We start from the raw sequence: 26,558 nt of genomic DNA, 5'->3' as shown, positions 1-26,558 counted from the left end.
ATCTTATGCTTTACGCATATATGCACGCACCGTAAGCGGCGCGAAGATCGCCACAATGACTGTAGCGCCAAGCAGGGAGATCGCCAGTTCCCCGCCAATCGTTCCCGTATTCGCAAGCTCCCTGACTGCGTTCACAAGATGTGAAATCGGGTTAACGTTCACAAACCACTGTAGCCAACCAGGCATTGTGTCCACAGGCACAAATGCGTTGGAAACAAAAGTGAGCGGAAACAGAACAATCATGGAGATGCCCTGTACACTGGAAGCAGTGCGGGCAATCACGCCAAAGAAGGCGAAAATCCAGCTGACTGCCCAGGAACACACGATGACCAAAAGCGCGGCGATAGCAACACTCAGCAGCCCTCCCTCTGGCCGATACCCCAAAATATACCCCATGGCGAAGGTAAGTACAGTCGCAATAGTATACCGGATACTGTCAGCCAGCAGAGCTCCAGCCAAAGGCGCAATACGTGCGATTGGGAGTGACTTGAACCTGTCGAACACTCCTTTGTCCATATCCTCACGTAGTTGGACGCCGGTAACGACGGAGGTCGAGATCACAGTCTGCACGAGGATGCCTGGAATAATAACCGGCAAATAATGCTGCACGTCTCCTGAGATGGCGCCACCAAAGATATAGGTAAACATAAGTGTGAAAATGATCGGCTGGAGCGTGACATCAAACAATTGCTCGGGAGTATGCCGGATCTTCAGAATGCCCCGGTAGGCCATCGTCATGGAATTGAAGAACGCCTGTCTGAAACTCACAGACTTCTTCAAAGTGCGATCAAAACCTGTCATAACCGTAGTGCTCTTCATGCTCTCGCCCCCTCCCCAGCATGCGCTCCTTGGGACGTCTGCTGCTCGTTTACTTGTGCCCCATGACCAGTGATGGACAAAAACACCTCGTCAAGCGTCGGCTTTTGCACACTCATTTCTGCTAGACGAATCTCTCCAGTACGGAGGGCAATCAGCAGGTCCGTTACCCGATCTGCATTGGCCATCGGAGAAACAATCTTTCCAACTTCCACTGACACGCTGGACTTGACTGAAAGCACCTGTTCAACGATCTGAACAGCTCTCTCAATGTCCTGTTGATTTTGCACTTTGAGTTGCAGAGTCGACGCCCCCACTGCCGCTTTCAGTTCATCCACCGTACCCTCAGCGACTACCCGGCCATGATCGATCACCGCGATTCGGTCAGCAAGTTGATCCGCCTCGTCGAGGTACTGGGTAGTGAGCAGTACGGTGGAACCGGTCTTGACCAGACGCCGGATCGTGTCCCACATCTGGACACGCGTGCGCGGGTCTAGTCCGGTAGTCGGCTCATCCAGGAAGATCAGCGGCGGCTTAGCGATGAGACTGGCGGCCAAGTCCAGTCGGCGGCGCATGCCTCCCGAAAAATTTTTTAACGATCGCTTGGCTGCTTCGGCCAAGCCAAATTCCTCCAACAGCTCCGCTGCCTTATGACGCGCCTCGGCACGTCCCAGTCCAAGCAGTCTAGAGAAGATGATCAAGTTCTCAGTAGCGCTAAGCGACTCATCGACCGATGCGTATTGGCCTGTTACCCCGATCAATTGACGCACAACCTGCGGCTCCTTTACTACATCGTGCCCGAAGATACGCGCTGATCCACCATCAGGTCGCAATAACGTTGACAGCATTCGGATGGTAGTCGTCTTACCTGCTCCATTAGGGCCGAGCACACCGTAGATCGTGCCAGCATGGACATTCAAATCGACACCGTCAACCGCATGCTTATCACCAAAAGTTTTAACGAGTCCCCTTGCTTCAATGGCCAAGGTCTCTTTTTTGTCTGTATAATCCACATTCATATCCTCCCTATACGGTTTCTATAGCGAGGATAACCCACGTTTATGAACTGAATATGAATAGAAAGATATTGAACCTATTTACACTGTAAAAAAATAATCTCGTTCTACCTTGCTCACTCTTAAACCAAATGTTTTATACCACTCGGATTTCCCTTTTTCCTGCGCTACCTTGTGCAGCTCGTTATGTTTCCAATTTTTTATAGCGTCTAGAGACTCCCAATAGGAAACTGTGATGCCTACTCCATTGTGATCACGAACACTTTCCACACCTAGAAAACCAGGCTGCTCGGCAGCCAGTTCCACCATTTTGTCTCCCATCACTCCGTATCCGCCATCTCCTTCCGTACGTTCAGAAGTAAAGATAGCCGCATAATAGGGTGGCCGAGGAGTTTTAGCAATTGAGTTCATATGTTCCTCCTAAAACAAAAATATATAACCTTTCTTTCATTTGATTATAATCATAAATATTAAATAAAAAAAATGAATATATCTGATATGATACATGAATATATTTCATTAAAAAAATAGGAGTGAACAGGAATTTGTTTAAATATAAGATTTTTCTTTGCGTAGTTGAAATGGGAAGTTTCACAAAGGCCGGGGAAGTTTTAAATCTTACACAATCGGCAATCAGCCATGCGATCTCTGGATTGGAACATGAATTAGGGTTGACTCTTCTGATCCGAGGTCGTTCAGGCATCAGATTGACCAATAACGGAGAAAGATTGATGAAGCAATTTAGAGAGATCGTACAAATGGACGAAAAGCTCTACCAAGAGGTAGCTCTAATTAAAGGATTGGAAATCGGAACCGTAAAGATCGGCACATTTTCAAGCGTCTCTATTCATTGGCTGCCCCGTATTCTAAAAAAATTCAATGAGCAGTTTCCTCTTATTGAAATAAAACTGCTCGATGGGAACTACCATGAAATTGAGAGCTGGATAATCAGTGGGGAGGCTGATTTCGGCTTTGTGAACCTCCCCACGCTAGACACATTAGAGGCGTTGCCCTTAAAAGAAGAAAGCATGCTTTGTCTACTTCCTTCCGATCATATTCTGGGAAAGCAAGCCTCCATTCGAGTAGAACAGCTCAGAGATGAGCCTTTTATTATGCCTGTTGCAGGCTGTGACACCGATGTAAGGAATATTTTTTCACAGCATAATATGTCACCTAAAATCAAATATGAATTAGAAGATAACCATGCGATTATGGCTATGGTGCAGAATGGACTAGGCGTGAGTATTCTTCCTGAAATGATCCTGTCTCACATTCCTTACGACATCTCTATTCGTCCATTGGATGAGAGGCATTCCCGTACTATCGGTATCGCTACCGCTTCCTTAAAAAATGTTTCTCCAGCAGCTAAAAAATGTATGGACTTTATTAATGAATGGATCAACTAGCTTCATCATGTCGGCCAAGGAAGCGGATTTTCAAAACTGGACCAGTCCATATCCATTTCATTATCGTTCAGCAGACATTCATCTAGCTCTTCTTCCAAGTCCGGTCGATTCATTCCGATACCGATCATGACGATTTCGTTCATGCGATCGCCCCATTGTTCATCCCATTGGTCCAGAGCCTCAGGGTCAGCTGCAACGATCTCCTGCCGTTCTTCTTCGGATAATGCAGCAAGCCAGCTTCCCGCAGGGCCAAATTGAATAGATGGTCCTGCCTGACTAATACTCGCTGCCCAATCCTGCGGGGTTGCAATCCAGGCCAAACCTTTGGCGCGAACGATCTCCTCCGGCCAATAGTTCATAAATTCAGCCAATCTTGCAGGATGAAATGGTCTTCTACGACGATATACAAAGGAATTTATCCCATATTCGTCCGTTTCCGGTGTATGGCTTTCAAGCTCCAGCTCCCGAATCCATCCAGCGGATTGACTAGCCTTGTCAAAATTGAACAGCCCTGTATTCAAAATGTCCGAAGGAGCGACCTTTCCCTTGGAAGTACGAATGATTCGGGCTTCAGGCTGTAATCTCCGCAGCACATCCTCCAGCTTATCCAGCTCAGCAGACTGAACCAGATCGCACTTATTCAGAATCAATACATCACAGGTTTCAATCTGGTCTATGAGCAAGTCCGAGATATCACGCGTGTCGTCTTCACCAGTAGCCTGCCTGCGATCCAGTAACGTTTCTCCTGATTCAAAATCATGCCAGAAACGGTTCGCATCGACTACGGTCACCATGCAATCCAGTTTTGCCAGCGATGCCAAATCAATGCCAGTTCCTTCATCGGCGTACGTAAAGGTTTGAGCGATTGGCACAGGTTCACTGATGCCTGTAGATTCGATTAAAATATAATCAAACTCGCCTTGTTCCGTCAGTTTCTTGACCTCCACCAATAAATCTTCACGCAATGTACAGCAAATACAACCATTAGACAACTGGACCAGTTTTTCTTCTGTTCTGGACAAGCCGCCCTCTTTTTTAACCAGCTCAGCATCTATATTCACTTCACTCATGTCATTGACGATGACTGCCACTTTCATTCCGTCCCGATTGTTTAATACATGATTCAAAATCGTTGTTTTTCCTGCACCCAAATATCCGCTCAACACTGTTACTGGTATTGCTTTCTTATTCATCGCTGGTACGCTCCCTTGAATATCGGCTTTTCATTTTCATTTTCATTTTTTAAATCGTAATAATTACTATTAACACCAACTTTCAGTAATATACAGCATCCCTTTTGCCTTGTCAACCGTAAAAAAACTCTTGAAATGAATGACCTAAGTTATTATTAATATGAGAAATAACGATATTTAAAGAGTTTTATTTTTTAAAGCTATAGATCAGGTTCGTGGAAATATGCAAAAACTGGCGACCGTAGAAGCAACACAATCTCTGGAAGTTCTTTTTGCATTAATGGGAGAATTAATCTTTTTGTTTTAGCGCATATATATTTTTTCCATGGTCGTTCAAATGTGGATCAGGCACCAGAAAAAAGCAGCAGATCAAAGAGAGGCTCCTGATCTGCTGCTTTTTGCCGATGATTTCTAACAAAGAATGATGCTTTATGACGAGTACAAAGTATTATTACCAAGCGTAGGCTTCTGGCGCAGGTTTTCCTGGACCTGGAAAAATCTCATTCAGCTTGGCAAGCACTTCCTCGCTCAATTTGACCTCAGGTACCCGTAGAGCATCCTCTAACTGTTCTAAGGTCCGTGGTCCGATAATTGGAGCCGTTACGGCCGGATGGGACAGTACCCAAGCCAGTGCAATCACGTCTTCCTTTTCACCCAGATCGCGGGACAATGCTGCAAATTGCTCCAGCTTCGCACGATTCTGCTCCACCTTTTCTTTGGCGCGTGCGCTGCGAGAACCCGTACCTGCTAACGCATTCCGTCCCAGCAGTCCGCCCGCCAGCGGGCTCCATGGAATCACACCCAGACCCAGCTCCTGAGCTGCCGGTAACACTTCAAGCTCAGCGGAACGTTCATTCAGATTGTACAAATGCTGCTCGGATACAAGCCCCAGAAAACGTCGTGCCTTCGCTTCGGCTTGCGCCACCGCAATATGCCAGCCTGCAAAATTACTAGAACCGATATAATCAACCTGTCCGCGATCCACCACGGACTCGAATACGCCCCATAGTTCATCCCATGACACATTACGGTCAATGTGATGCATTTGATATAGCTCTACATGGTCGGTTTGAAGACGTTTCAGCGACGCGTCCAAATGACGGCGAATTTTATAAGCAGACAAGCCTGATCCTGCATTGGGTCCGTCATGTTCATTTTTCATATCTCCGTATACCTTCGTTGCCAACACGACTTTCTCGCGTCTTCCGCCGCCCTGCTGGAACCAACGTCCGATAATTTCCTCTGTCCAACCTTTACGATCATGGCCATATACATTAGCTGTATCAAAAAAGTTAATGCCTGCATCCAGTGCGGCATCCATAATTTTAAACGCATCCTTTTCTTCGGTTTCCGGTCCGAAATTCATCGTGCCCAGACATAACCGACTAACCTTCAAGCCTGACTTTCCTAAGTATGAATACTCCATACTATCTCCCGCCTTTGCCTAAGGATTTTAAAATTCCGCAAAATGACATGCCAAAAAAGACCATACTCAGTTTATTCACCAGAACAAACCACATTGAAACAACCCCGAATGCAATTTAAAGGTTGGATAACGCATGCAAAAAAGCCCCACGCACCGCAAAAGCAGCAAGCGCGAGGCCATCTCCCCTTATACTACCCCCAAATATTAAAAGAAGTGACTTTACGGTGGTTACCAGCGGAGCGGAGAATTTGAATCTGGAGAAGCGAAGCGTTCGCCTTTGCCACGGGATTCTTACCTTTTCATGTCTATCTAATCCAAAGAATCCCGTGGCAACAGCGATCGTAAGATCAAATCCTTCGCGGAGCGGCTCACTTCAACCACCGTAACTCACTTTTTTTTACAATCAAGGAATCAATTTCGTTTCTTTTGCTCGCTCGGCCATTTTTTTCGTATGCTTGCTGAGCGGCTTCTTAAACACCAATCCAAACAGGAAGCAAACACCGATAAATACAAACAGCATCACCACATCCCGTGTCACCGTTGAAGGCAACATCCCTCCTACTGTCTCTCGTAACAGACTAACCGCATAGGTGAATGGTACAAACGGATTCAGCGCCTGAAAGAACGGTGTACTCGTCGCAATCGGGAATGTCCCTCCTGAACTGGAGAATTGAAGCACCAGTAGGATGACTGCCAGTCCCTTGCCGATATTACCGAACACTGAAACTAGTGTATAGGTCATCGCCGTAAACACCAGACTGATCAGCATAGAGGACAGTACAAAAGCTACTTTGGCATCCACATACGCCCCGAGCAGGAACAAGTCACCGAGAGATACGCTCAGCGCCTGAAAAATACCAATCGTGGAGAATGTCATAAGCCGTCCGAAATACACTTGGTAGCTTTTAAATTGTCCTTCCGGGTCATCCACATCTACCCTGAACATCGAGACCAGTAGCATCGCACCCACCCAAATCGACAATGTAGTGTAAAAAGGTGACATCGCCGAACCATAGTTGGGGATTGGGTATATCCGTTCCTGCTTCAACGATACCGGACTGCCGAGAAAATCACTTTCCTTTTTCACATCTCCCTTGAGCAATGCAATAGCGCGTCCGAGTGCATTTTCGCCCTTAAGCTTGCGAATTGTGTCTGCAGCCTGGCGTATGGAATCCTCGGCAGCTGGAAGATCGGTCCTTACAAAATTGGCTACTTGGTGTACCGCTTTTTCAGCTTCAGGAAATTTATTTTCAATTAAATCAGCCATTTTGACAAACTGTTGTTCCGCTTTGGGCAAATCATTACGCACAAAATCTGCTGCCTGATGAATTTTATTTTTAACCGCCGGCAAATCGTTATTTACGAAGTCTGCCGCTTTGTTCACAGCATTCGTAAACTCGCCCATACGTCCCTGAATCGTCGTCGCCGCTTCATGCAGTTTTTGACGGTATTGTGGCAGATCCTGCTGGAGACGTGTTAGCTCTTGCTGACCGAATTCTGCTGCAGCCTGTGCGTCATTTAATAGCTTTTCAATATTCGGTAGCTGCTCTTGAGCTGTAGTCAGCACATTGGCAGAATTGCGGGCAACGGATTTGATCTGATCCAGCGCCTTTTGAATGGCGGGTGCATACTCCGTATCATAATTGCCCAAAATGCTGTCAATTCCGCTACTGATTTCTCCTGCAAGGCGATCAGTGTCATCCAGCAGATTTTGCGCAGGCTTTTCACCGCGCTGGATGGCATCCCCGATACTAGTTACTGTGCTATTCAGACGACGGAAACGATCCTCCACCCCGCTCACACGGGAAATAAGTGAATCCAGAGGTTTACTTGGCAAGTATCCGTTCACACGGTTCAGCAATTGAGAAATATGATCCAGCACCCCCACGGCAGTTGTCAGCCTACCACTGACACGATTCACCGCAGCTTGTGCTGCTTTAGGATCAAAATCCACACCACGAATGATGTCTGTAATCTGAGAAACTTCATTCGCGATTTGTTGTACCAGCTGTAAGTCTTCTTTAACTACTGTACCAATCGAATCAAGCGCACCTTCGTTTTTGTCCAGAAATTCAAGTAAACCGGTTGTAAAGTCTTTACCTGTGTCCGCTATTTTCTGTACTTCTGGCAGTGCCTTCTGGGCCGCATTAATGACTTTAAGAGCCGTTTGTGTGTCCTCTAGGGCGGTGGCCAGTGCGCTTTCTACCTTGCTGAAATTTTGATCCAGTTCAACAATTCGATCACCGGCCTTTTGAATATCAGGTATTCTTTTTTGTATATCCAAAATAACAGTGGCTACCTTGTCCAGCTCAGGCATGTTTTTGTCAATTTTGAGCACCAGGTCACCGGCACGGTTAATTTCAGGAATTTTCTCCTTCAATGCAATGATCTTTTGTCCCTGTGCCTTTATCTTCGGCAAATTTTGCTCCAGTTCCAATGCCTGTTTGCCCAACCTTTCGATATCCGGCAATCGATTATTCAGCTCCAACACCCGGTTCTCAATGTTACGAATCGTCGGGAGCTCCTCCTCCAACTTGACTCCGGCTTCCTTCAACTTTGTCAATACGGCCTGGCTGGCAGTTTCAATAAAGTTTTGGCTAATCTGGTTCGTCAGAGAGGTTGCCCCCGAAGATGTAATTTTCGGAGCTACTGCATTAATTTTTTCATTTACGGCGTAATCAATTTCCGGCTTTTGCGGATTTTCCGTCAGCACACTCGTAATTTTCTCTGAAAAATCTTTCGGGATCAGAAGGCTGGCATAATAATCACCATTCAACACACCTTTTCGTGCTTCCGCTTCATTGACAAAAGTCCAACCCAGCTTCTTGTTATTTTGAAGGTTATGCAAAACCTCATCACCGATATTAATCTTTTTACCATTCACTTCTGCACCCTGATCTTGGCTGGTTACTGCAATTTTAATCCCAGATGTATTCGCATACGGATCCCACATCGCTTTCAAATTCACCCATGCATAGACGGAAGGCAAAAGAATGATGCCAATGACTAATAAAGTCCCGGTCGATACTTTGAATACATTTCTCCAGTCTGTTAAGTAGATTTGCCATATCTTCCGCAACTTCATCACTCCTCGTATGTACATTAACCTGTCGTCCATTGTTGTATGCACACGTATTGTAAACGATTCGAGCGAATGAAGCCAATCCTGTTACAAAATATGTAAAAAGCGCATGACTCTTATAGAGATCATACGCTTTTCAATAAAATCAATCTGCTTAATTTCGAACTCCATTCGCGGGCATAGCCTCTAGGGAATAAAATGCTCCTTTTTTATTGATTTTTCCCACCACAGTAACCGCGCCTTTTTGGGAGAACGTATACTCGTTATCCTTAATTTTTACGGTATATCCTTTTAGGTTAATTCCAAAAAGGGATTGCACTTTCGACTTCGCGGCTGAAAGCGCCTGAGTTTGGCTGAGCTTTGGTCTAGCGAATGCTTTGACAAAATCCTTATCCCCCGTCCAATCCATACCAAGTTCGTTTTTTACGGCCCACACTTTACCTGTTTTCACGCCAATCAGCACGTTATTTAACTCATTATCGTCCCGGAAATTCCAAACGGTATCATTGCCTTCCTGCTGACGAAGCACATATTCAAACGGCTTGATTGTAGTCATACCAAGTGTTTTAAGCGAACGGTTCGCTTTGTTGGTCAGGGCAGCTTTAACATCTTTGAGCGAATACATAAAGCTGGCTGTTATTTGATTTCCATGATCAAGATCAATATAAATGCTTTGATCATTCCCCCACAGCACCCAATAATTTTGGAGTCCTACTTCGTCTACCGGGGAATATACGCGCCAGATGGCCTCCGTTTTAAAAACTTTATCGGTATCGAACGATTTCAGGAAAGATGCAACCTTGCTGCGCAGGTTATGATCCATAACTTTGTTCATATCAGCGGAATCATAGATGATGCTGGTGGACTGCACGATTCCTTTTTTGGAATCATAATTTTGGATAAAATCAGCATTAGCTGTGCCGCGCAAAGTTCCGTTTATAGTCCATAAGCCAAAAGCATTGTCGACACTTGTAAACTCTATCGTTTGTTTCCCGGCTAATGTATTCAGTACATCCGTTAAACGTTTAGTGACAGTCTGATCCAGTTTAACAGAGGTTTGTACGTTTTGAACTGTGGCAGCAGCGGGCTGCTGTGCCAATGCCAATGGCGCCGATCCTAAAAGTATTGATATTGCCGCCGCAGTTACTGTGACAGAACTCCATTTTTTCATTCAGTCCATTCCTCCTGTTGTCTACAAAAAATTCTTTAATGATTAAAGCACACATATCCCTTAGACGTGTCACAAAAGTAAAAAGTTGCTACCTACTCTAATCGCTCTTCAAGCCTCATCCAGAAATCCCAAACCAAAAGAAGCCCCTCAAGCCTAATTTTAGGCTCAAGGAGCTTCTTATTCACTACATTATCCATTTTTCAGCAGTCTGGCCGCCGAAAATGCTGCACCATGACGCAACTTCCGCTTTTCCAACCGTTTGTGCAGCGAACGGTTATACAGAACCTGAATGACAAAATACGAGATAATGCCTAGCACTACACCGAAAATTGACATGCCGATCAGGATGTGCAAGCCTCCGTGCAGCAAGTCTCTGAATACAGACCAGTTGCCGTGAAACAGCTCCATAAAAGAATGCTCGTGAAGTCGACCGCCCCTGACATGTACTGGATAATGAGATGGATAAATCCAAGCCCCCAGTTGCTTGGCGAATGGCATCAGTACAATCGGCAAAAAGGTCAGCTTACCTACAACATTACCCACTATGGCCGCAGGCAGCGAACCGCCAGACAGACGAACAATCGGATAAAAGACAAGGTATACCAGAGAAGCTGTGGAAATCACAATCATCTCCAGCGCAAAGCCAATGGCGAAGCCCAAAGAGATCTTTTTAACTCCACCAGGGGCGCGCAACAGCTTGATGAAATTCAGCCGAATCGCACGCCATATATTTTGAAACATATTATATTTCTTCTTCGATTTATGAGGTTTGAGCCTTTTTGGATTAAGCTTTATCAATAGGAGGACTCCTTCAACAGTACAATTCAAGTTCAGGAATGAGTATATAAAGTTCCCATCCTTACTTATGTCTATACTGTCATTATAACCCTCAGCGTTCGAAAAGCAATGCTATTCCGCCTGTTTCGCCGTTTTAGGACAGAATTCGCTTGTTGACATCGTTTTGGAGAGGCACAATGTCCCAAATCTCAGCCGCGTATTGCTGAATCGTACAATCACTAGAAAATTTACCAGAGTGCGCCATATTGACCATAGCACGCCGAGTCCACTCCGAGGGATTCCGATACACCTGTTCAATATGAACCTGTGTATCCACATAGGATGCAAAGTCTTTGAGCACAAAGTATTCATCATTATGATCAATCAGGGATTGATAAATGGCCTCAAATTCCCGTTCATGCCGCGTAAAAGGAGCATCGTTCACGAGTTGATCCAACACTTCACGCAGTCTTTCGTCACTATTGGCTGTTTTGCGCGCCGAATACTGGCCGTCCCGGTAATATGCCTCGATCTGATCCACCTTCAATCCAAAAATGAACATGTTGGCATCGCCTACCATTTCATGCATTTCAACATTGGCTCCGTCCAATGTACCTATTGTGAGCGCACCGTTCATCATAAATTTCATATTCCCTGTGCCTGAGGCTTCCTTGCCTGCCGTGGAAATCTGCTCACTGACATCCGCCGCAGGAATAATCAGCTCCGCCAGTGAGACCGAATAATTTTCAAGGAAAACGACTTTCAGCTTGTCCTTGACTTCCACATCTCGATTGATCGTGTCCGCCACGTTATTAATGAGCTTGATCGTCTGTTTGGCGAGAAAATAACCGGGGGCGGCTTTGGCTCCAAAAATAAATGTGCGTGGCGTCACATCCAGGCCCGGATTACTTTTAAGCTGGCTGTATAGATGCATCACATGCAAAATATTGAGCAGCTGTCGCTTATAACCATGCAACCGTTTGACCTGTACATCAAAAATGGAGGACGTATCCAATCGCACGCCCTGTTTTGCAAAAACATGCTCAGCAAGCCTGACTTTATTATTTCGCTTAATCGCCTGTATCCGTTCTTTGAACGTCTCGTCCCCACTGTAACGAAGCAGGTCGATGAGCTCCCTTGGACGGGTCCTCCAGCGTGTGCCGATCGTCTCATCGTACAAGCTTGCCAGCTCCGGGTTGGCGTGCATCAGCCAGCGGCGATGGGCAATCCCGTTTGTTTTATTGTTAAAACGGTCAGGGTACAGCTCGTGAAACGACTTCATCTCTCGTTCCTTTAATATTTGCGTATGCAGCGCAGCCACCCCATTAACGCTGTAGCTGCCGACGATTGCCAAGTGGGCCATACGGATTTGTTCACCGTGAATAATCGCCATTTCACCAATTTTGATGTCCTGGCCTGGGTAACGCTCCAGTAGCATAGCGCAATAACGTTTGTTAATTTCTTCAATGATTAAAGAAATACGAGGAAGCAGCTCCCGTACCATATTAACAGGCCATTGTTCCAACGCCTCACTTAATATCGTATGATTCGTATATGAAACGGTTCGCGTCGTAATATCCCATGCTTCGTCCCAGCCCAAGCCCTTCACGTCCATCAGAATACGCATCAGTTCCGGAATAACTAGGGTCGGATGTGTATCGTTAATGTGCAGTGCTATTTTATCGGGCAAATGGCTATAAGGTAAACGAAGCTTCTCAAACGTACGCAAAATACTTTGTAATCCGGCCGAGCACAGGAAATACTGCTGCTTCAAGCGAAGCAGCTTTCCCTCATAATTGGAGTCGTCCGGATATAGAAATGCGGAGATAGATTCCACCGATCGATTGTAGTCGAGAAAGCGGTAATAACCGCCCTCGCCTCGAATCGGTCCTCGAACGGGATCAAGCGCTGATTCCGCACTCCAAATCCGCAGCGTATTCACCTGTGTATGACCATAGCCTACCAGCGGAATATCGTAAGGGACAGCCCAGACCGTTTCAGCATCCTTTGTCTCGAATACAAGACGTCCCTCCTGTTCGTGGGTTTCCACTCTTCCCCAAAAATGAACCTCGACCTTTTTATCAGGACGACGTTCCTCCCAGACATTCCCTTTCTGTAGCCAGTAATCCGGCAGTTCAACCTGATTGCCGTCCACAATACGCTGTTCAAACAGACCATATTTATACCGGATGCCGCAGCCATGTCCTGCATAGCCAAGGGATGCCAGCGAGTCCATGAAGCAAGCCGCCAGACGGCCGAGACCCCCATTGCCTAGCCCCGCGTCCGCCTCCTGTTCTTCAATTTCCTCCAGATCCCAGCCCAGTTCACCCAATGCCTGCCGAACCATATCCAGTACGCCCAAATTCAGCAGATTACTGCCCAGTAGACGACCTATCAAAAATTCCAGGGAAAAATAATAAATCTGCTTCTCTTGTCCTTCTTTATAGGCTTGGTTCGTTTCTGCCCAATTCTTGCCGACTTGTTCACGAATCATGCCACCCAAAACCTTATATACGTCTTCCGACTGAGCCTCCTGCATCGGTTTGCCCAGCCTTCCGACCAGTTGCTCTCGAAAAGCCTGCTTAAATGCTTCTTTATTGCTGAACAAAGTTGTACCTCCTGTTATTTCCGTTTTAATGGCTAAGTATATCCTTTAAATTACGCTATTCTTGGCAATGACATAGGGAACTCTAATGTCTCCAATCAGAGTTCGATCTGGTGAAAGCTGTACATCTTTATCTAAAACCACATTCTCCACAACTGCCCCTTTACGGATGACACATTTTTGCATAATAATCGAGTTGCTTACCCGCGCGCCCTCCTCCACCCGCACTCCACGGAAAAGAATACTATTCTCGACCTTGCCTCCAATGGTGCAGCCATTGGCAACAAGTGAATGATCCACCTCGGCGCTGTGCGTATAGCGGGTCGGGGCTTCATACTTGATTTTGGTGTGTACCGGCTGATTCTGAAACAGGGCTTGATACTGCTGCTGATCCAACAGCTTCATGCTATTTTTATAGTAGCTCTCAATAGAATTAATAACCGCATGATAACCTTCATAACGATACGCATAAATACGCAGTCCACTTGGGTTTTTCTGGATGGCATCACGAAAGAAATGATTATCCTGATGGGCAATGCAATGCTTCACCTGATCCAGATACAAGTCTTTGTCCATCACAAACATTTCCAAATAAATGTTATGATGATCCTGCTCCTGATGAATACCCGTCACTCGTCCGTTCTCATCAATCTCCAGTCGTGCACAAGGATCATGCTCAGATTCTAGCTGGTCTATGGGTTTATATACAAGGGTAACATCTGCATTTTTCTCCTGATGATAACGGTATACATCCTCGATATCCACCTTATTGACATGCTGAGTTCCTGCGTGAATAATGGTTTGCCCCGATGAGCGATGAAAAAAATCCAGATTGTTGTGCACATGCTGCAAATCTCCACGCGATGCATCCGTCGGATCATTCCAGTCAGGTGGCAAAATAAACAACCCGCCCCGTCTGCGGTCTAAATCCCAAGGCCGACCTTCGCCCAGATGATCCAGCAGCGAACGGTATTTGCGGCGGATAAACAGTGCAATATCATGCACCCCTGCATGCATCATATTGGATAAGGTAAAATCAATGAGCCGATATCGACTAGCAAAGGGGACTGCGGCCCCACACCGGAAATAGGTCAACTCCTTCAACTGATCCAGTTCGTGATCCAGGTTGATAACTCCAATGAGTCGACTCATAGCAGACACCGTCCTTATCCGGGTTAAATTCGTGCATGAAGCTGGCTTTCCTGATCGAACAAAATAATCTCATCAGAACTATCTTCAGGTCCAATAAACGCGTTGTCTTCAATAACGATGTTCTCATTCACGATAGCCCGGTGAATACGTACATTGCGCCCAATTTTTACGTTCGGCATGATGACAGAATCGGTAATGACGCTCCCTTCACCTACTTCGACCCCATAAAATAGTACAGAATGCCTTACTTCTCCATCCACCATGCAACCTTCATTTACAATGCTGTTTTTGAGGATCGCCCGTTGGGTTATATACTGGGCCGGTTGATTGGGGCTGCGAGTATAGATGCGCCAGAAAGGATCGTTCAGATCCAAAGGCGGATCCTGAACCAGAAGATCCATGTTGGACTCCCACAAGCTCTGAATGGTACCTACATCCTTCCAGTACCCAGCAAACGGGTACGCATACAGCGACCGGCCATGCTGAAGCAACAATGGAATGATATCCTTGCCAAAATCATGTGAGGATTCAGAATCGCTTGCGCTTTCCAGTAAATAGCGACGCAACACCTCCCATTTGAACAAATAAATACCCATGGAGGCCAATGTACTTTTCGGCTGTTCAGGCTTCTCCTCAAAGTCATATATTTTCAGATCATCGTCAGCGTTCAGGATTCCAAATCGTTTAGCTTCCTGAATCGTGACATTGATAACAGAAATGGTGCAGTCTGCTTCCTTCTCCTTGTGATAGTGGAGCATTCGACTGTAGTCCATTTTATAAATGTGATCCCCTGACAGAATGAGTACATGCTCCGGGTCATACTGATCCAAGAAATGCAGGTTTCGATAAATTGCATCCGCCGTGCCCCTGTACCAGTTGTTTCCATCTTCTTTCTCGTGCGGAGGTAAAACGAACACTCCTCCATCCAGACGATCCAAATCCCAGTCGCTGCCTACGCCGATATAGGAATGAAGCACCAACGGCTCGTATTGGGTCAATACGCCTACGGTGTCTATACCAGAATGAGTGCAATTGCTGAGAGGGAAATCAATAATGCGGTAAGTTCCCCCAAAAAATACTGCCGGTTTGGCTAGTGTACGAGTAAGTCCTTTGAGTCTTTTGCCTTGTCCGCCGGCGAGCAGCATGGCAACCACTTCCTTCTTTCTCATAACAAAGACCTCCCTGTCATGTGCGTCTGAAGCCATTGTGGCGGGATATTTGATAATATCCATTAAACATGAAAAGACAGTCGTAATCGTTTCATTGGCGAAGGAACGGGTAAGATGTGATGGAGAAGGGTAAATCATAGTTATGCGGAACGAGTGCAAGGAATCACTAAATCGTAAAATCCCGTTCATCTTTTCACATTTTGGATGCTTTTAAGCATTTGGGTATGACAACATGATCATAAGGAGGCGTACTTTATGAAGAATAAGAAATGGGTGGTAGCAGCATTGGGAATGGGTGTGACGTATCTGATGAAAAATAAAGGGGCACGCGATAAGGTATTGAATAAGGTACAGACTATTGTCAATCGTGCGAAAACCTCTGCAAAATCGTAAAATGTTAAAGCTAGAAAAAAGCGAGCCTCTCTGAATCATGGTTCAGGGAGGCTTTTCTCTGCGTCTACAAACAAATTATTGTTCGAGGCTGTATCCGTAGACGGTCAGGCATTCTCCTTATGTTCTTCTACTTCCATGATATGTTCAACGGTAAAGGTTCGATGCGTCCATTCGGAAGAACGGTAAGCCTCTAGGAGACCGAAGGTACGAATTTTCTCCTTGTCCACCTTTTTAAAGGTATGAGTAATCCCTACCTTGCCCTTGAAAGGAAAAAAGGAGAGACCTACAGTCTGATCCGATAGCCACTCGGCCCAAACTCGCCCGCTTTCATGACGAACAGCCGGGAAGCTCAAACCTTCAGCAAACCATTCATATTCTACTGTAGGCGTACCCGGCTCTCGACTGCACAAAAACAGACTCAATTCGTCGCAAAACAACATTCTCCGTACATCCGTCCGCACTTGATGGTCGAAGGTTACGCCACATGCCAGCTCCTGTTTGAGCCTCAGACGACGCTGTTCCTCCGCTTCCTGATAAGCATGCGTAATCTGCTTGTCCTGAGCATTTTGATGCTCGGTCCGCCCGACTAGCTCCTTGTACATCAAGCTACACAGCAACGCAGCATACGTGTTTCCTTGTTCGACTTCATCAATCCCAAGACGATAGAAAACAAAACGTGGACTGAGTGGAAAATCAATAAATGTATAAGGTGCTGACATATGATCATTCCAGAAAGGAGCAGCGTCTAACTGTATCCAACCCCGATCATGCTCCCTTGCTGCATATACAAAATCCTGCTTATGACGTCTATTCTTGAAGGCACTCTCTTCCCATTGTAAAGCCAACTCACCTGAAATATGGGCATGGTCATGCTGCGTCGTCATGATATAAGCTTGGTCCGTTTCATAAATAACCATATGCTCTCCCCTTCCGTTCGGCGATTCGTGTGATTGTGTACAAACTCTCTGATTGAAGGTCATGGTTATGCATACGTTTATTATATCAGGATAAGGGTAAAAAGGCAGTGGAGTTTTCCCCCTCTTTATATCTAATTACCCCTTTGATTCTGCACTCGAAACTGCTGCGGGCTCATCCCCTCCAGCTCACGAAACACTTTGTTAAAGTGCTTTGCATTGTCAAAGCCCACGTTAGCCGCAATTTCATAGATCCTGCCCCCTTGACACTCCAGCAGCTTTTTGGCTTCTGTAATGCGCAGCCTTTTTACATATTGAACAAAGCTGAGGCCTGTATAGGCTTTGAACGCCTGACTAAAATACGTATAATTCAAGGATACTGAGTTGGATACTACTGCCATATTCAAATCCTCGCTGTAATGAGCGTGGATATATTGGATAGCACGTGTCATACTACCACTTCTATCGACGTTGGCACTCGCGCCAGCTAGTCTATCTTTCTCTACGCCGACAACACTATCGTATGTGAGGGGGTTCCTCTGCTTCAATTCCTCATTCAAAACTGCCAGTGCACCGAACAGTTCCTCCCTTACAATCGGCTTGAGTAAATACTCCCGTGCCCCACAGCGAATCGCTTCGCGCGCATACTGGAACTCGTCATATCCACTGAGAATGATCACCGAAGGCCTGCGTTCCGGCTCCAGCTCACGAATATGCTGCATCAGCATAATGCCATCCATAATAGGCATACGGATATCCGTTATCACCAACTCGGGCAAAAACTGCTTCACATGCTGCCAGGCTTCCCTTCCGTCCTTGACCAGTACACATTCATAGAGACCGGAAAATTCCCGTTCGATCATAGCTTGAAGTCCCATTCGAATATTTTTCTCGTCATCCGCAATCAACAGCTTGGTCGTCATGGTCCGTCCCCCTCATCATGTAACGTCTAGGCAAAATCAGGGTCACTGTCGTCGATTGTCCGTGGATGCTGTCCAGTCTTATGCCATACTCTGCGCCATACTGCATACTTAAACGGCGATGCACATTATACAAACCGATTCCCCCATTCATCCCGGGCTCGTGGAAATCCATATTCGTTCGCGCTAGACCAGCCATGATGGCGTTTCTTCTTTCTTCAGATATCCCCACTCCGTTATCCTGTATACGCAATTCTATGATATCCTGCTTAGAGCAGGCCTCAATCGTGATGCTGAATGGGCTTTGCAATGTACTCCACCCGTGCTTGATAGCATTTTCGACTACAGGCTGCAGCGACATTTTCAGCATCTCCAGTTCCATAAACGCCGACGATAGATGAATTTCCAATCCAATTTGGTTATCGTGGCGAATGTTCATGATGGCCACGTAATGCTGGATATGTCGGATTTCATCCCGCAACGCAACACACGACCCGGACCATTGGAGATTATAACGCATCATCGAGCCAAGGGAGGTAAGGGCATCCGACAGCGGATACTGCCGTTCTATCTCCGCCATCATTTTTAAATTTTCCAATGTATTATAGAGAAAGTGGGAATCAATCTGATGCTTGAGCGCTAGCAGTTCAGCTTCTTGAGCAGTGGCCTGCTTGTGTACTGCCTCGGCAATGAGCCCGTTAATTCGACTCAGCAGACTGCGAAAATATAAAGCCAGCTCAGCAACTTCTCCCCGTCCATATACTGGAATCTTAAGCTGAAAGTCACCCTCCTGCTCTACTTTTTTCATGGATTCACGCAGGGTATGTAGCTGCTTGAGAATGAAGGCATGCAAGGTATAGGAAATGACGGACATAAACAAAATCAGCATACTAATAATGAGCAGCATGGCATTGCGTTTCTGACGGAGATCACCTAGCGGACCGTCCAGCGCCACCACATTTAGCAGGTAGGCGTCCAACCCTTCTATATAACGGTACAAACCAAGATAAGGCTTATTCCCATAGGTAAAGTCAAAAACACCACCCTGTCCCTGAACGCGGGACTGTAACAGATGGTGCACATGGGACAGAGGGATCGAAATTGAATCTGATAGAGAGGAAGCTGTAGCTATTTCGGTAGAATACATTGGTTTGTCAGCGTTCCTTGAGCTGTAATCGTCGCCGTCCAGAATGAACATTTGCCATGCGCGATTACGTTGCGGGATTCCAAATACCCTAGGTGAAAATAGCTCCAGCCTCATATTTGTTTCTACCAACCCCGCGTGTCTTCCTCCAGTAGACTGAATTTCACGTAGCAGTGCCATATACTGCACTGTCTCACTTTCCTGGCGGGATTGTCCCCCAAGTAAGCTTTTCGGCCCCTTGTACATATCCCACCATATTTTCCCTTGTCGGAGTTGAGCCGCTTTCAGCCAGGAAGCCTTAGGCAATCGTGATTCTTTGAAAATCATCGGCCATATTTCATGCGTCTGGGGATTATTGGTATACAGTCGAATGTTCTCTACATTGGGATTACTGTACAGCAAGTGCTGTAAATTTGGAAACACATTCAAGTTGAATTGGACTAGCTCATCGCTGCTTATTTCACGTTCCTCGGTTAGATAATGAAGCACGTTGCGATCTGAGATCGCAAGCTGTGCGGTTCGCTCCATAATTTCCATATTGCTATGAATATGGGCCAGCTCTGTATCCAACACATACTGATTTTGTACGGTAATGTCTTTCATTGTATTCTCGTACAGTTGGTGAAAGGTATATAGCGAGAACAATACCACCGGGATTAAAATGACGCCGATATACGCGACAATGAGCTTAACTTGAAGGGAACAACCGCCAAGCCGATCGGTCGTTCCCGTCATCCACTGCCATATCGTGCGGCGCAGCAGGCTCTTCATCTGTGAACGTGCACGGCCTGGCATGTAATCACATCCTTAGGGGTTCAATAGATTAAGTTATTGAATTAAATCATTTGGTGAACTGTTCAATTTTCTTAAGGTTTTCCTCATAGGCTTTTTGCTGATAAGCCAATACCTTGTCATAGCCTGCTTTTCTGCGGTCTTCCAAAAAGCGGGCAAACAGCCGATCGAACTCCTCATCCGAGGAAGCCAGCAACAGTTTCGGTAATGCCTTGCCCCAAATTTTATCTATCTGGCCTGACGCAATGCCTTCTGCCGAGGTTCCGGTCGGTTTGATATTCTCATATTGAGAGAAGCTGTGGGTCTTGCCTTTCGTCCAATCTTCAGGCTGCTTATACGGCTCGACACTGGGCGGCGCCCACTGCAAATTCATATTTGTATCCATCAGCATCCAGAAAGTGAAGGAGGCGCCATACTTTTTGTCAAATGCAGACCGATCCTTGTTCAGCAGCTCCAGTACCTCCGGCTTGAAGGCTGGCTTACCGTTAACTGTGTCCCACAGCTTTCCCTGCTCCCCTAGATACAGATCACGATTCCCTTCCTCGCTAATCAGATAAGTCAGAAATTCAATAGCCCGCTCCTTGTCTTTGACATCCTTCGAAATAAGCGTCACCGTCCACCCGGAAATGCCCGGCCCGGCCAGCGTCGGCGGGTCCAGCTTACTGTTGGAAGGTCCATCCACCGCAATGTAGACGGAGTTGGGATCTTTCGCATGCAACGTCACCTGTTGTGTAGCAAAATCAGAGCGCTGATATAGCATGGCAAAATACCGTCCCTGTGCCACCTTCTCCTCCATTTGCGGACGTTTGTCGATAAATACGTCCTTGGCGATCAGACCCTGCTCATTGGCTTGACGGAATGTTTTGAGCCAGCGAATGTACTCTTCGTCCGATCGACGGTCGTACAGCTTTCCGTCCTTCTCATGTGGAACGGCTAAAAAATTAAGTAAATAGTCTTCAAAAGAATAATTTCCGTTATCCGTAAATTCGTGGAACCCTATCGGGATCAGCGGTTGACCGTTTATCTCCGGGAATTTCTCCTTTGCTTTTTGAAGCGCTTTCAGGAATCCCTCTGGTGTTCTCATATCCGGCTTGCCAATCGCCTCGTACATATCCTTCCGAACCATAAACGTTTGATTGGAGACAAAATTTTGGCCGTATTTTTGGTAATCCTGTGGTGAAGAGGACGCGTTAGGATACCCATATACATTCCCGTCCGTTTGACGATACCATGACATTTTAGCTGGGTCTGCCACTTTAATCAGATATGGATCATATTTCTCAGCCAACTTGTTAAGTGGGAGCACCATCTTGCCCTCGATCATTTTTTTGATCGCATCTTCCCCCCAACTGAGCGTGACAAAATCAGGCAGTTTGCCCGAGGCGAGCATGGTATTCAGTTTTTCATTTTCATTCCCTGCGGGTACGATAAAATTAACGCTGACCCCAGTCTTTTGCGTCACATACTTCGAGGTCATATCCGTTCCCCACTTGTTCGGGAACCAGGAAAAATTCAAATACCAGTCAAACGTAATCGGCTCTGTATCCGCCTTCCAGCCTGGCGTATCTGCCGAAGCCTTAGTTTTCTCGTCCTTCAATTCCGTGACAGCGCCACTTCCACCGGACGTACACCCCGCGAGCGGTCCTATCAGCAGCACGACGGCCAACAGCCCTTTCTGCCATTTGCGAATGTTCATCATAAATCTCCCCCTTGGATGATGTGCTAACCCTTGATCGATCCGATCATCAGACCCTTGACAAAATACTTCTGCAGAAAAGGATATACCAGTACAATGGGCAGTGTCGTCACGACCATCGTCGCCAGCTTGATCGATTGCGAAGTGACGGACTGGGCAACGCCCCCCGGTGCAGCAGCCATCATTTGATTAGAGCTGGATTGGGCAACAACCCGGTACAAATACGTCTGAATCGGCTGAAGATCCGTATTATTAATATAGATCATTCCAGTAAAATAATCGTTCCACTGGTATACCCCATGAAACAACGCAATCGTCGCTACTACCGGCATGGATACAGGGAGCACGATTCGGCAGAAGATACCGAAATCATTCGCACCGTCTATTTTCGCCGCCTCTTCCAGTGCATCCGGCAGTTCTCGGAAAAAAGCCATAAAAATAATAAGATCAAAAAAGCTGAACATCGCAGGAATGATGTACACCCAAAAGCTGTCCAGCAGTCCGAGATCACGAATCAGCAAATACGTTGGAATCAATCCCCCACCGAAAAACAGGGTAATGGTACCAATCAGCATATACAGTTTGCGCCCGATCAGCTCCTTACGGGAATATGCATATGCAATCATAGCGGTAAAAAACACATGAACAATCGTGCCGATAAGCGTCTTGGCAATAGTCACTCCCATCGCAGTCATAATACCGTTGTTAGCAAATACGGCCTGATAGCTGCCCAGACTGAAGACTCTCGGCCACCAGTAAATGCCACCCCGCATAGCGTCTGCTCCTTCGTTAAAGGAGTTCACCAGCACATACCACACGGGATACAATGTCACAAAACAAATAATCAGCATGAAGACGTTGTTCATGAAATCGAATATCGCTTCGCCTGCTGTTCTACGTTGCAATAGCTGCATGCACCCGTCCTCCTTCAAAATAGGGATGTATTATTCACCCGTTTGGTCACCGAATTGGCAATTAGCAGCAAAATGAGAGCAAGAACCGATTTCAGCAAACCCACCGCGGTAGAATACGAGAAACGGCCCTGCTGAATGCCCACCTGATATACATAAATATCAACTACATTACTTGCACTTTCATTCAGCGAGTTACGCAGGACGAGAATTTGATCGAAGTTGGAGTTCAATATGCCGCTGACCGCCAAAATAAACAAAATGGATATGGTCCCCTTGATAGCGGGAAGTGTGACGTACCACATTTTCTGAAACCGTCCGGCCCCGTCAATGGTGGCCGCTTCGTACATGTCCGTAGATACCCCCGCCATGGCTGCCAAATAGATAATAGCTGACCATCCAAGCTCTTTCCAGATATCCGAGCTAACGACGATAGCCCAAAAATAGCTCGGCTCTGCCAAATAACTGATCGGCTGGTCAATCCACCCCCAGGCTAGCAACAGTTGATTGATCATCCCGGTATCTGCCAGCCACGTCGTTAAGATCCCGCCAAGAATGACCCAAGATAAAAAGTGCGGAAGGTACGAAATGGTCTGTATAGATTTTTTGAACCGTGTAGACCGAATCTCATTCAGAAACAGAGCAAATACAATAGGTAACGGAAACCCGATCGCCAGCTTGAGCAGGCTAATACCCAGTGTGTTTTTGACAATGTACCAAAAGTTATCATCCTCCAAAAAGGCCCGAAAATGCTCTAATCCCGCCCAAGGTGCGCTTGATATGGTTCCAATGATGTCAAAATGTTTGAACGCAATTAAAATACCGTACATCGGAATGTAATGGAAAATAATCATCCATACCACCCCAAGCAGCGCCATAGTCTGCAAATGTCTTTGTTGAACCCATTTGCGCGCTAGTGATGCTCCTCTTCCCGATCGAACCGGCGGCTGTGGCTGCGGATTCTTCCCTCCTGTACTCATACGAAGACCTCCTTTCTTTGTAATGTAAGCACTTACATTTATTATTTTAAAGGCTTCTGCTTCGTATGAGTAGTACTGGATTTTTTGATTTTGGTATCTAAAGTTCAGGTGGGGATCTGACTATAGGCGAGAATTTTCTTCCATACTTTGGATTTTCATATCTATTAATTTACGAAAAAGACTATCAGATGGTACGATAAGACTATATGTGATTCCAATCATTACCTATATACCTAGATCAGGAGGATTAAGAATGGAAGAATTGGTTCGTTCGATTCAGAAACAGGTTCGAATTAAAAAGTTTGCTTGCTGGGCGGGGCTCATCATGTTTGGTCTGTGTACTTTAGTTGGCATTGCAGCTCAGGAATGGCTTATGACGCTCCTGTCACTCGGAATGACAGTCTTATCAATCTATGGGTTAACCATGATGCGTGGTATGACGAAGTTTACTAAAGAGTATCAACCGGGAAAGGGCTACGGTTATTATCGCCGTACGGTACAACAAAAGCTGCGCTATCTAACTTGGGGACAGTGGTTAGTAGGCGGCCTTATTGTCCTGATGTTCTTTATATTTAACGTCCGACTTAGTGCTTTTCTCATTGCTATCTTGGGTATCCTGACTATTCAGTTCAGTATCAAAAAACGAATTAAAAATCATCAGGAACCCGATGTCACTGAGCTGGAGGAGTTTGTACGGATGGGGATTGTTTCTCCGCATGAGCAGACTATTGGTGTATATAAAGATTTTCTACACCTGAGTCATACATTTCGGGGTAACCAAATTGTTATCGTTACAGACAAACGCCTGATTTCTGTATTTGTGGAGGAACAGGGGCGTGCGGTGAAGACGGAAATGTTACTCTCGGGTATAAACAAAATACGCGCCATCGGTACGGGTTTTCAAGGTCAAGGTATATTGCTGTCCGTAAGCAACCGTGACCATAACGAGCTTCACATTCATATGGTCGGAAAAAGCATTTTCTTTTCTCCAGAGCAATTTATAGGTTCCTTGCTACGGGCACTGGATGCAGCGTTAAAAAGCAGATCATACAGTACGGAAGAACCATTCCCGGTTTACCAACAGACAAGGATTTCATTGCATCCATCAGAACAGGGTTTACTACATAAACCTACGACAGCTTAAATATTGTTGGGACATGTACCGCGTTATATATACGGTATGATCGGTCTTCATCATACGCCAAATAGCAAGTAAGCCCTGACCTTAATGAGCTTACTTGCTATTGGGTGTACTTCCACATCATATTTTCCAATCAACTACCTACCTGTTAAAACAACTAATTTTCTACTGTACTTCTGCCTTCTTAATGATTGGCTCCATGATAAAACACCGTGATGAGATCATGACTTGTAACAAACACTAGCAAACTAAACAGACTGAGCGACAGAGGGCGTGAAATCAATTTTTTCATCCTTTAACACTCCTTTTAAAATAGTTATATATTGGTCTTGCTGTGTTGCTGTAGCTTGGGATCTGAAAATTTCAAATACAGCGGTACATTTCCTAAACTCATGTTCATGTTCCATACCCAGGGTATCGGACAGCATGAGAGATTGCAGGATATAGCCCAACGCAACCGTAAACTGTTGTTGCTTGATATAGTAAAGAGCCAGTTGATAGCAGAAGCGAAAATAATAAGATACATTCACAGGCTCTTCAAAATATTTAAAACCTTCAATTTGTTCGGCAAATGATTCCAGCACAGCCTCTAAAGAATAGTCGTATCTCGACGCTCCCTCAACGATGGAAAGAAGCCCCGGTAACAGCTCTTCCGGATTGTTACGAAGAAATTGGATATATTCCTGCAACACTTCGGCATGGCCTGACAAAATATCAAGGGCATACAAATTAGCTCTGGCAGCATAGCGGTAATATTCCACCTCTGCTTCCCCATATTGATCAAGACCATTAAACCAGCCCAATTCTGCATATTTTTCGATGCAATCGCGAGCGGCCTCATACTTGCCCTGTTTTTGGAAAGCCATGCCTTTCATGAGATGACTGTAGCCGTAGTAGTAGACTAGCGGCCGTTTGGTATGTATGGGTTGTATAGGTTTCTTGCGCGCTTTGTAGAGCTGCAATTCCTGATACTTTTGGTTGACATGGCTATACAGCCGGTCGCATAAAGCAATCATATTGGCACCGTCCGCAAATGAAAAAGACAGCTTAATCATGTTGACAAGTGTGTCTAGATCTGTGATGTCGGAGTGAACAAGATCATCCACTATTCCCGCCTCCTTGTCTGACTTTTTATATTCACCAAACAAAAGCAAGCTCTAAACCTTAACTAAAAATAACTTAATTACGTATTTATTACGTAATTAAGTTATACCATGAATTCAAACATATGACAAGTGCATTATGATAATATATTCCATTTTTAAAATACCAACGAAAGTAGATCGTTCACTTGTTCAATTCCATGTGAAGCAAAGGAAATGCCCTACCTGATCCATCCAGTGCAGAACGCGCCGTTTGTACAAAGCCGTAATGTCTGTAGAAAGCATACGCTTTCTCGTTCTGCTCATTCACGTCCACTTTTAGGTGTTTCCCTTTTATTTTTTCAGCATGCTGGATGAGTCGGCTGCCTATGCCCTGCCCATGGTGTTCAGGGTCCACAAACAGCATCTCTATTTTTAATCCGTCCAGCCCGATAAAACCTGTTGGTTCTTGACTTGTATTCCATTCCATCCAAACTTCAAGTTCTCTTAAAACACCATTGCGTACGATATGATGATAAAATTGAATGTCCTCTTCCGCCAAAAATGTGTGCGTCCGGCGTACAGCCCGCTGCCAAATATCAACGAGTTGATCATGATTTTCTTCCCGATAAGCAACAATTTCATTTTGCACGGTACTTCCCCCTTATTTAAATATCGATATTGCATGTTTTGCAGTAAGTCTAACATGCCTATTTAGAAGCATACAAACACAAAAAAGGAAGCGGAGTAATTCCGCCTCCCTTAGACTACA

At 45.7% G+C, this 26,558-nt stretch carries 22 protein-coding genes and 1 pseudogene; 4 read left to right on the top strand and 19 right to left on the bottom strand.

Going from position 1 to position 26,558, the window contains the following annotated elements; translation table 11 throughout:
- Positions 1–3: 3 nt before the first annotated feature.
- From JOD82_RS07795 to JOD82_RS07785, 3 genes are all read right to left on the bottom strand, one after another.
- On the bottom strand, positions 4–819 hold the full coding sequence (locus tag JOD82_RS07795; RefSeq protein WP_029519108.1) for an ABC transporter permease: 816 nt from the start codon (positions 817–819) through the stop codon (positions 4–6).
- Positions 816–1,835: an ATP-binding cassette domain-containing protein gene (locus JOD82_RS07790; RefSeq protein ID WP_209948086.1), complete on the bottom strand. Its 1,020-nt coding sequence runs from the start codon at positions 1,833–1,835 to the stop codon at positions 816–818. The genes JOD82_RS07795 and JOD82_RS07790 overlap by 4 nt, the downstream gene beginning before the upstream one ends.
- 78 nt (positions 1,836–1,913) lie before the next feature.
- Entirely contained in the window at positions 1,914–2,243 is a 330-nt protein-coding gene (locus JOD82_RS07785; RefSeq protein ID WP_013310063.1) for an antibiotic biosynthesis monooxygenase family protein, read from the bottom strand.
- A 134-nt stretch (positions 2,244–2,377) separates the two neighbouring features.
- Here JOD82_RS07785 and JOD82_RS07780 point away from each other — a divergent pair, with 134 nt between their 5' ends.
- Positions 2,378–3,238, top strand: coding sequence for a LysR family transcriptional regulator (locus JOD82_RS07780; RefSeq protein ID WP_209948084.1), 861 nt, complete (start codon positions 2,378–2,380; stop codon positions 3,236–3,238).
- A gap of 5 nt (positions 3,239–3,243) precedes the next feature.
- Here JOD82_RS07780 and JOD82_RS07775 read toward each other — a convergent pair whose 3' ends face one another.
- Entirely contained in the window at positions 3,244–4,431 is a 1,188-nt protein-coding gene (locus tag JOD82_RS07775) for a GTP-binding protein (protein ID WP_209948082.1), read from the bottom strand.
- Between the two features lie 184 nt (positions 4,432–4,615).
- Between JOD82_RS07775 and JOD82_RS29050 the strand changes: the two are divergent.
- Positions 4,616–4,732 (top strand): annotated as a pseudogene (locus JOD82_RS29050) (multidrug resistance efflux transporter family protein); the annotation flags it as partial.
- A 150-nt stretch (positions 4,733–4,882) separates the two neighbouring features.
- Here JOD82_RS29050 and JOD82_RS07765 read toward each other — a convergent pair.
- From JOD82_RS07765 to JOD82_RS07735, 7 genes are all read right to left on the bottom strand, one after another.
- Positions 4,883–5,857 (bottom strand): aldo/keto reductase, encoded by a 975-nt coding sequence (locus JOD82_RS07765; protein ID WP_209948081.1) that lies wholly within the window; start codon positions 5,855–5,857, stop codon positions 4,883–4,885.
- Positions 5,858–6,260: 403 nt separating this feature from the next.
- Entirely contained in the window at positions 6,261–8,936 is a 2,676-nt protein-coding gene (locus JOD82_RS07760) for a YhgE/Pip domain-containing protein (RefSeq protein WP_209948079.1), read from the bottom strand.
- Between the two features lie 157 nt (positions 8,937–9,093).
- A complete protein-coding gene (locus JOD82_RS07755; RefSeq protein ID WP_209948077.1) occupies positions 9,094–10,110 on the bottom strand; it encodes a hypothetical protein in 1,017 nt (338 codons plus the stop codon).
- Positions 10,111–10,299: 189 nt separating this feature from the next.
- Positions 10,300–10,851, bottom strand: coding sequence for a DUF2062 domain-containing protein (locus tag JOD82_RS07750; RefSeq protein WP_014281275.1), 552 nt, complete (start codon positions 10,849–10,851; stop codon positions 10,300–10,302).
- 190 nt (positions 10,852–11,041) lie between these two features.
- Complete coding sequence (locus JOD82_RS07745) at positions 11,042–13,495, bottom strand: glycogen/starch/alpha-glucan phosphorylase (protein ID WP_209948076.1); 2,454 nt, start codon at positions 13,493–13,495, stop codon at positions 11,042–11,044.
- A 45-nt stretch (positions 13,496–13,540) separates the two neighbouring features.
- Positions 13,541–14,644: a glucose-1-phosphate adenylyltransferase subunit GlgD gene (glgD, locus tag JOD82_RS07740; RefSeq protein WP_029519097.1), complete on the bottom strand. Its 1,104-nt coding sequence runs from the start codon at positions 14,642–14,644 to the stop codon at positions 13,541–13,543.
- 23 nt (positions 14,645–14,667) lie between these two features.
- Positions 14,668–15,813, bottom strand: a complete 1,146-nt coding sequence (locus tag JOD82_RS07735) for a glucose-1-phosphate adenylyltransferase (RefSeq protein ID WP_029519096.1) — start codon at positions 15,811–15,813, stop codon at positions 14,668–14,670.
- Between the two features lie 255 nt (positions 15,814–16,068).
- On the opposite strand from JOD82_RS07735, the gene JOD82_RS07730 reads away from it, so the two are divergent.
- Positions 16,069–16,206 carry a hypothetical protein gene (locus tag JOD82_RS07730; protein WP_023988334.1) on the top strand — a complete coding sequence of 46 codons (138 nt, stop codon included), beginning with the start codon at positions 16,069–16,071 and terminating at the stop codon, positions 16,204–16,206.
- Between the two features lie 104 nt (positions 16,207–16,310).
- Here the strand turns inward: JOD82_RS07730 and JOD82_RS07725 are convergent, their stop codons facing one another.
- The 6 genes from JOD82_RS07725 to JOD82_RS07700 form a co-directional block, all read right to left on the bottom strand.
- Positions 16,311–17,123, bottom strand: a complete 813-nt coding sequence (locus tag JOD82_RS07725; RefSeq protein WP_069010222.1) for a DUF3891 family protein — start codon at positions 17,121–17,123, stop codon at positions 16,311–16,313.
- A gap of 131 nt (positions 17,124–17,254) precedes the next feature.
- Positions 17,255–18,043: a response regulator transcription factor gene (locus JOD82_RS07720; RefSeq protein WP_069010223.1), complete on the bottom strand. Its 789-nt coding sequence runs from the start codon at positions 18,041–18,043 to the stop codon at positions 17,255–17,257.
- Complete coding sequence (locus JOD82_RS07715) at positions 18,015–19,979, bottom strand: sensor histidine kinase (RefSeq protein WP_209948074.1); 1,965 nt, start codon at positions 19,977–19,979, stop codon at positions 18,015–18,017. The genes JOD82_RS07720 and JOD82_RS07715 overlap by 29 nt, the downstream gene beginning before the upstream one ends.
- Positions 19,980–20,025: 46 nt before the next feature.
- Entirely contained in the window at positions 20,026–21,672 is a 1,647-nt protein-coding gene (locus JOD82_RS07710) for an extracellular solute-binding protein (RefSeq protein WP_029519090.1), read from the bottom strand.
- A gap of 26 nt (positions 21,673–21,698) precedes the next feature.
- Complete coding sequence (locus JOD82_RS07705; RefSeq protein WP_029519089.1) at positions 21,699–22,586, bottom strand: carbohydrate ABC transporter permease; 888 nt, start codon at positions 22,584–22,586, stop codon at positions 21,699–21,701.
- A gap of 14 nt (positions 22,587–22,600) precedes the next feature.
- Positions 22,601–23,563, bottom strand: a complete 963-nt coding sequence (locus tag JOD82_RS07700) for an ABC transporter permease (RefSeq protein ID WP_029519088.1) — start codon at positions 23,561–23,563, stop codon at positions 22,601–22,603.
- Between the two features lie 253 nt (positions 23,564–23,816).
- Here JOD82_RS07700 and JOD82_RS07695 point away from each other — a divergent pair, with 253 nt between their 5' ends.
- Positions 23,817–24,707 carry a hypothetical protein gene (locus JOD82_RS07695; protein ID WP_029519087.1) on the top strand — a complete coding sequence of 297 codons (891 nt, stop codon included), beginning with the start codon at positions 23,817–23,819 and terminating at the stop codon, positions 24,705–24,707.
- A 245-nt stretch (positions 24,708–24,952) separates the two neighbouring features.
- On the opposite strand, the gene JOD82_RS07690 is transcribed toward JOD82_RS07695, so the two are convergent.
- Together JOD82_RS07690 and JOD82_RS07685 are read right to left on the bottom strand one after the other, a co-directional pair.
- The gene (locus JOD82_RS07690; RefSeq protein ID WP_165147354.1) at positions 24,953–25,810 is read right to left on the bottom strand and encodes a DNA-binding protein; all 858 of its coding nucleotides are present in this window, start codon (positions 25,808–25,810) and stop codon (positions 24,953–24,955) included.
- Positions 25,811–25,991: 181 nt separating this feature from the next.
- Complete coding sequence (locus JOD82_RS07685; RefSeq protein ID WP_029519084.1) at positions 25,992–26,438, bottom strand: acetyltransferase; 447 nt, start codon at positions 26,436–26,438, stop codon at positions 25,992–25,994.
- Positions 26,439–26,558: the final 120 nt, after the last annotated feature.

Origin of the sequence: Paenibacillus sp. 1182, assembly GCF_017833915.1 — a bacterium.
Classification (GTDB): domain Bacteria; phylum Bacillota; class Bacilli; order Paenibacillales; family Paenibacillaceae; genus Paenibacillus; species Paenibacillus polymyxa_D.
Note: the sequence above shows the minus strand (reverse complement) of the source record. Positions and strands in the feature narration are given on the sequence as shown.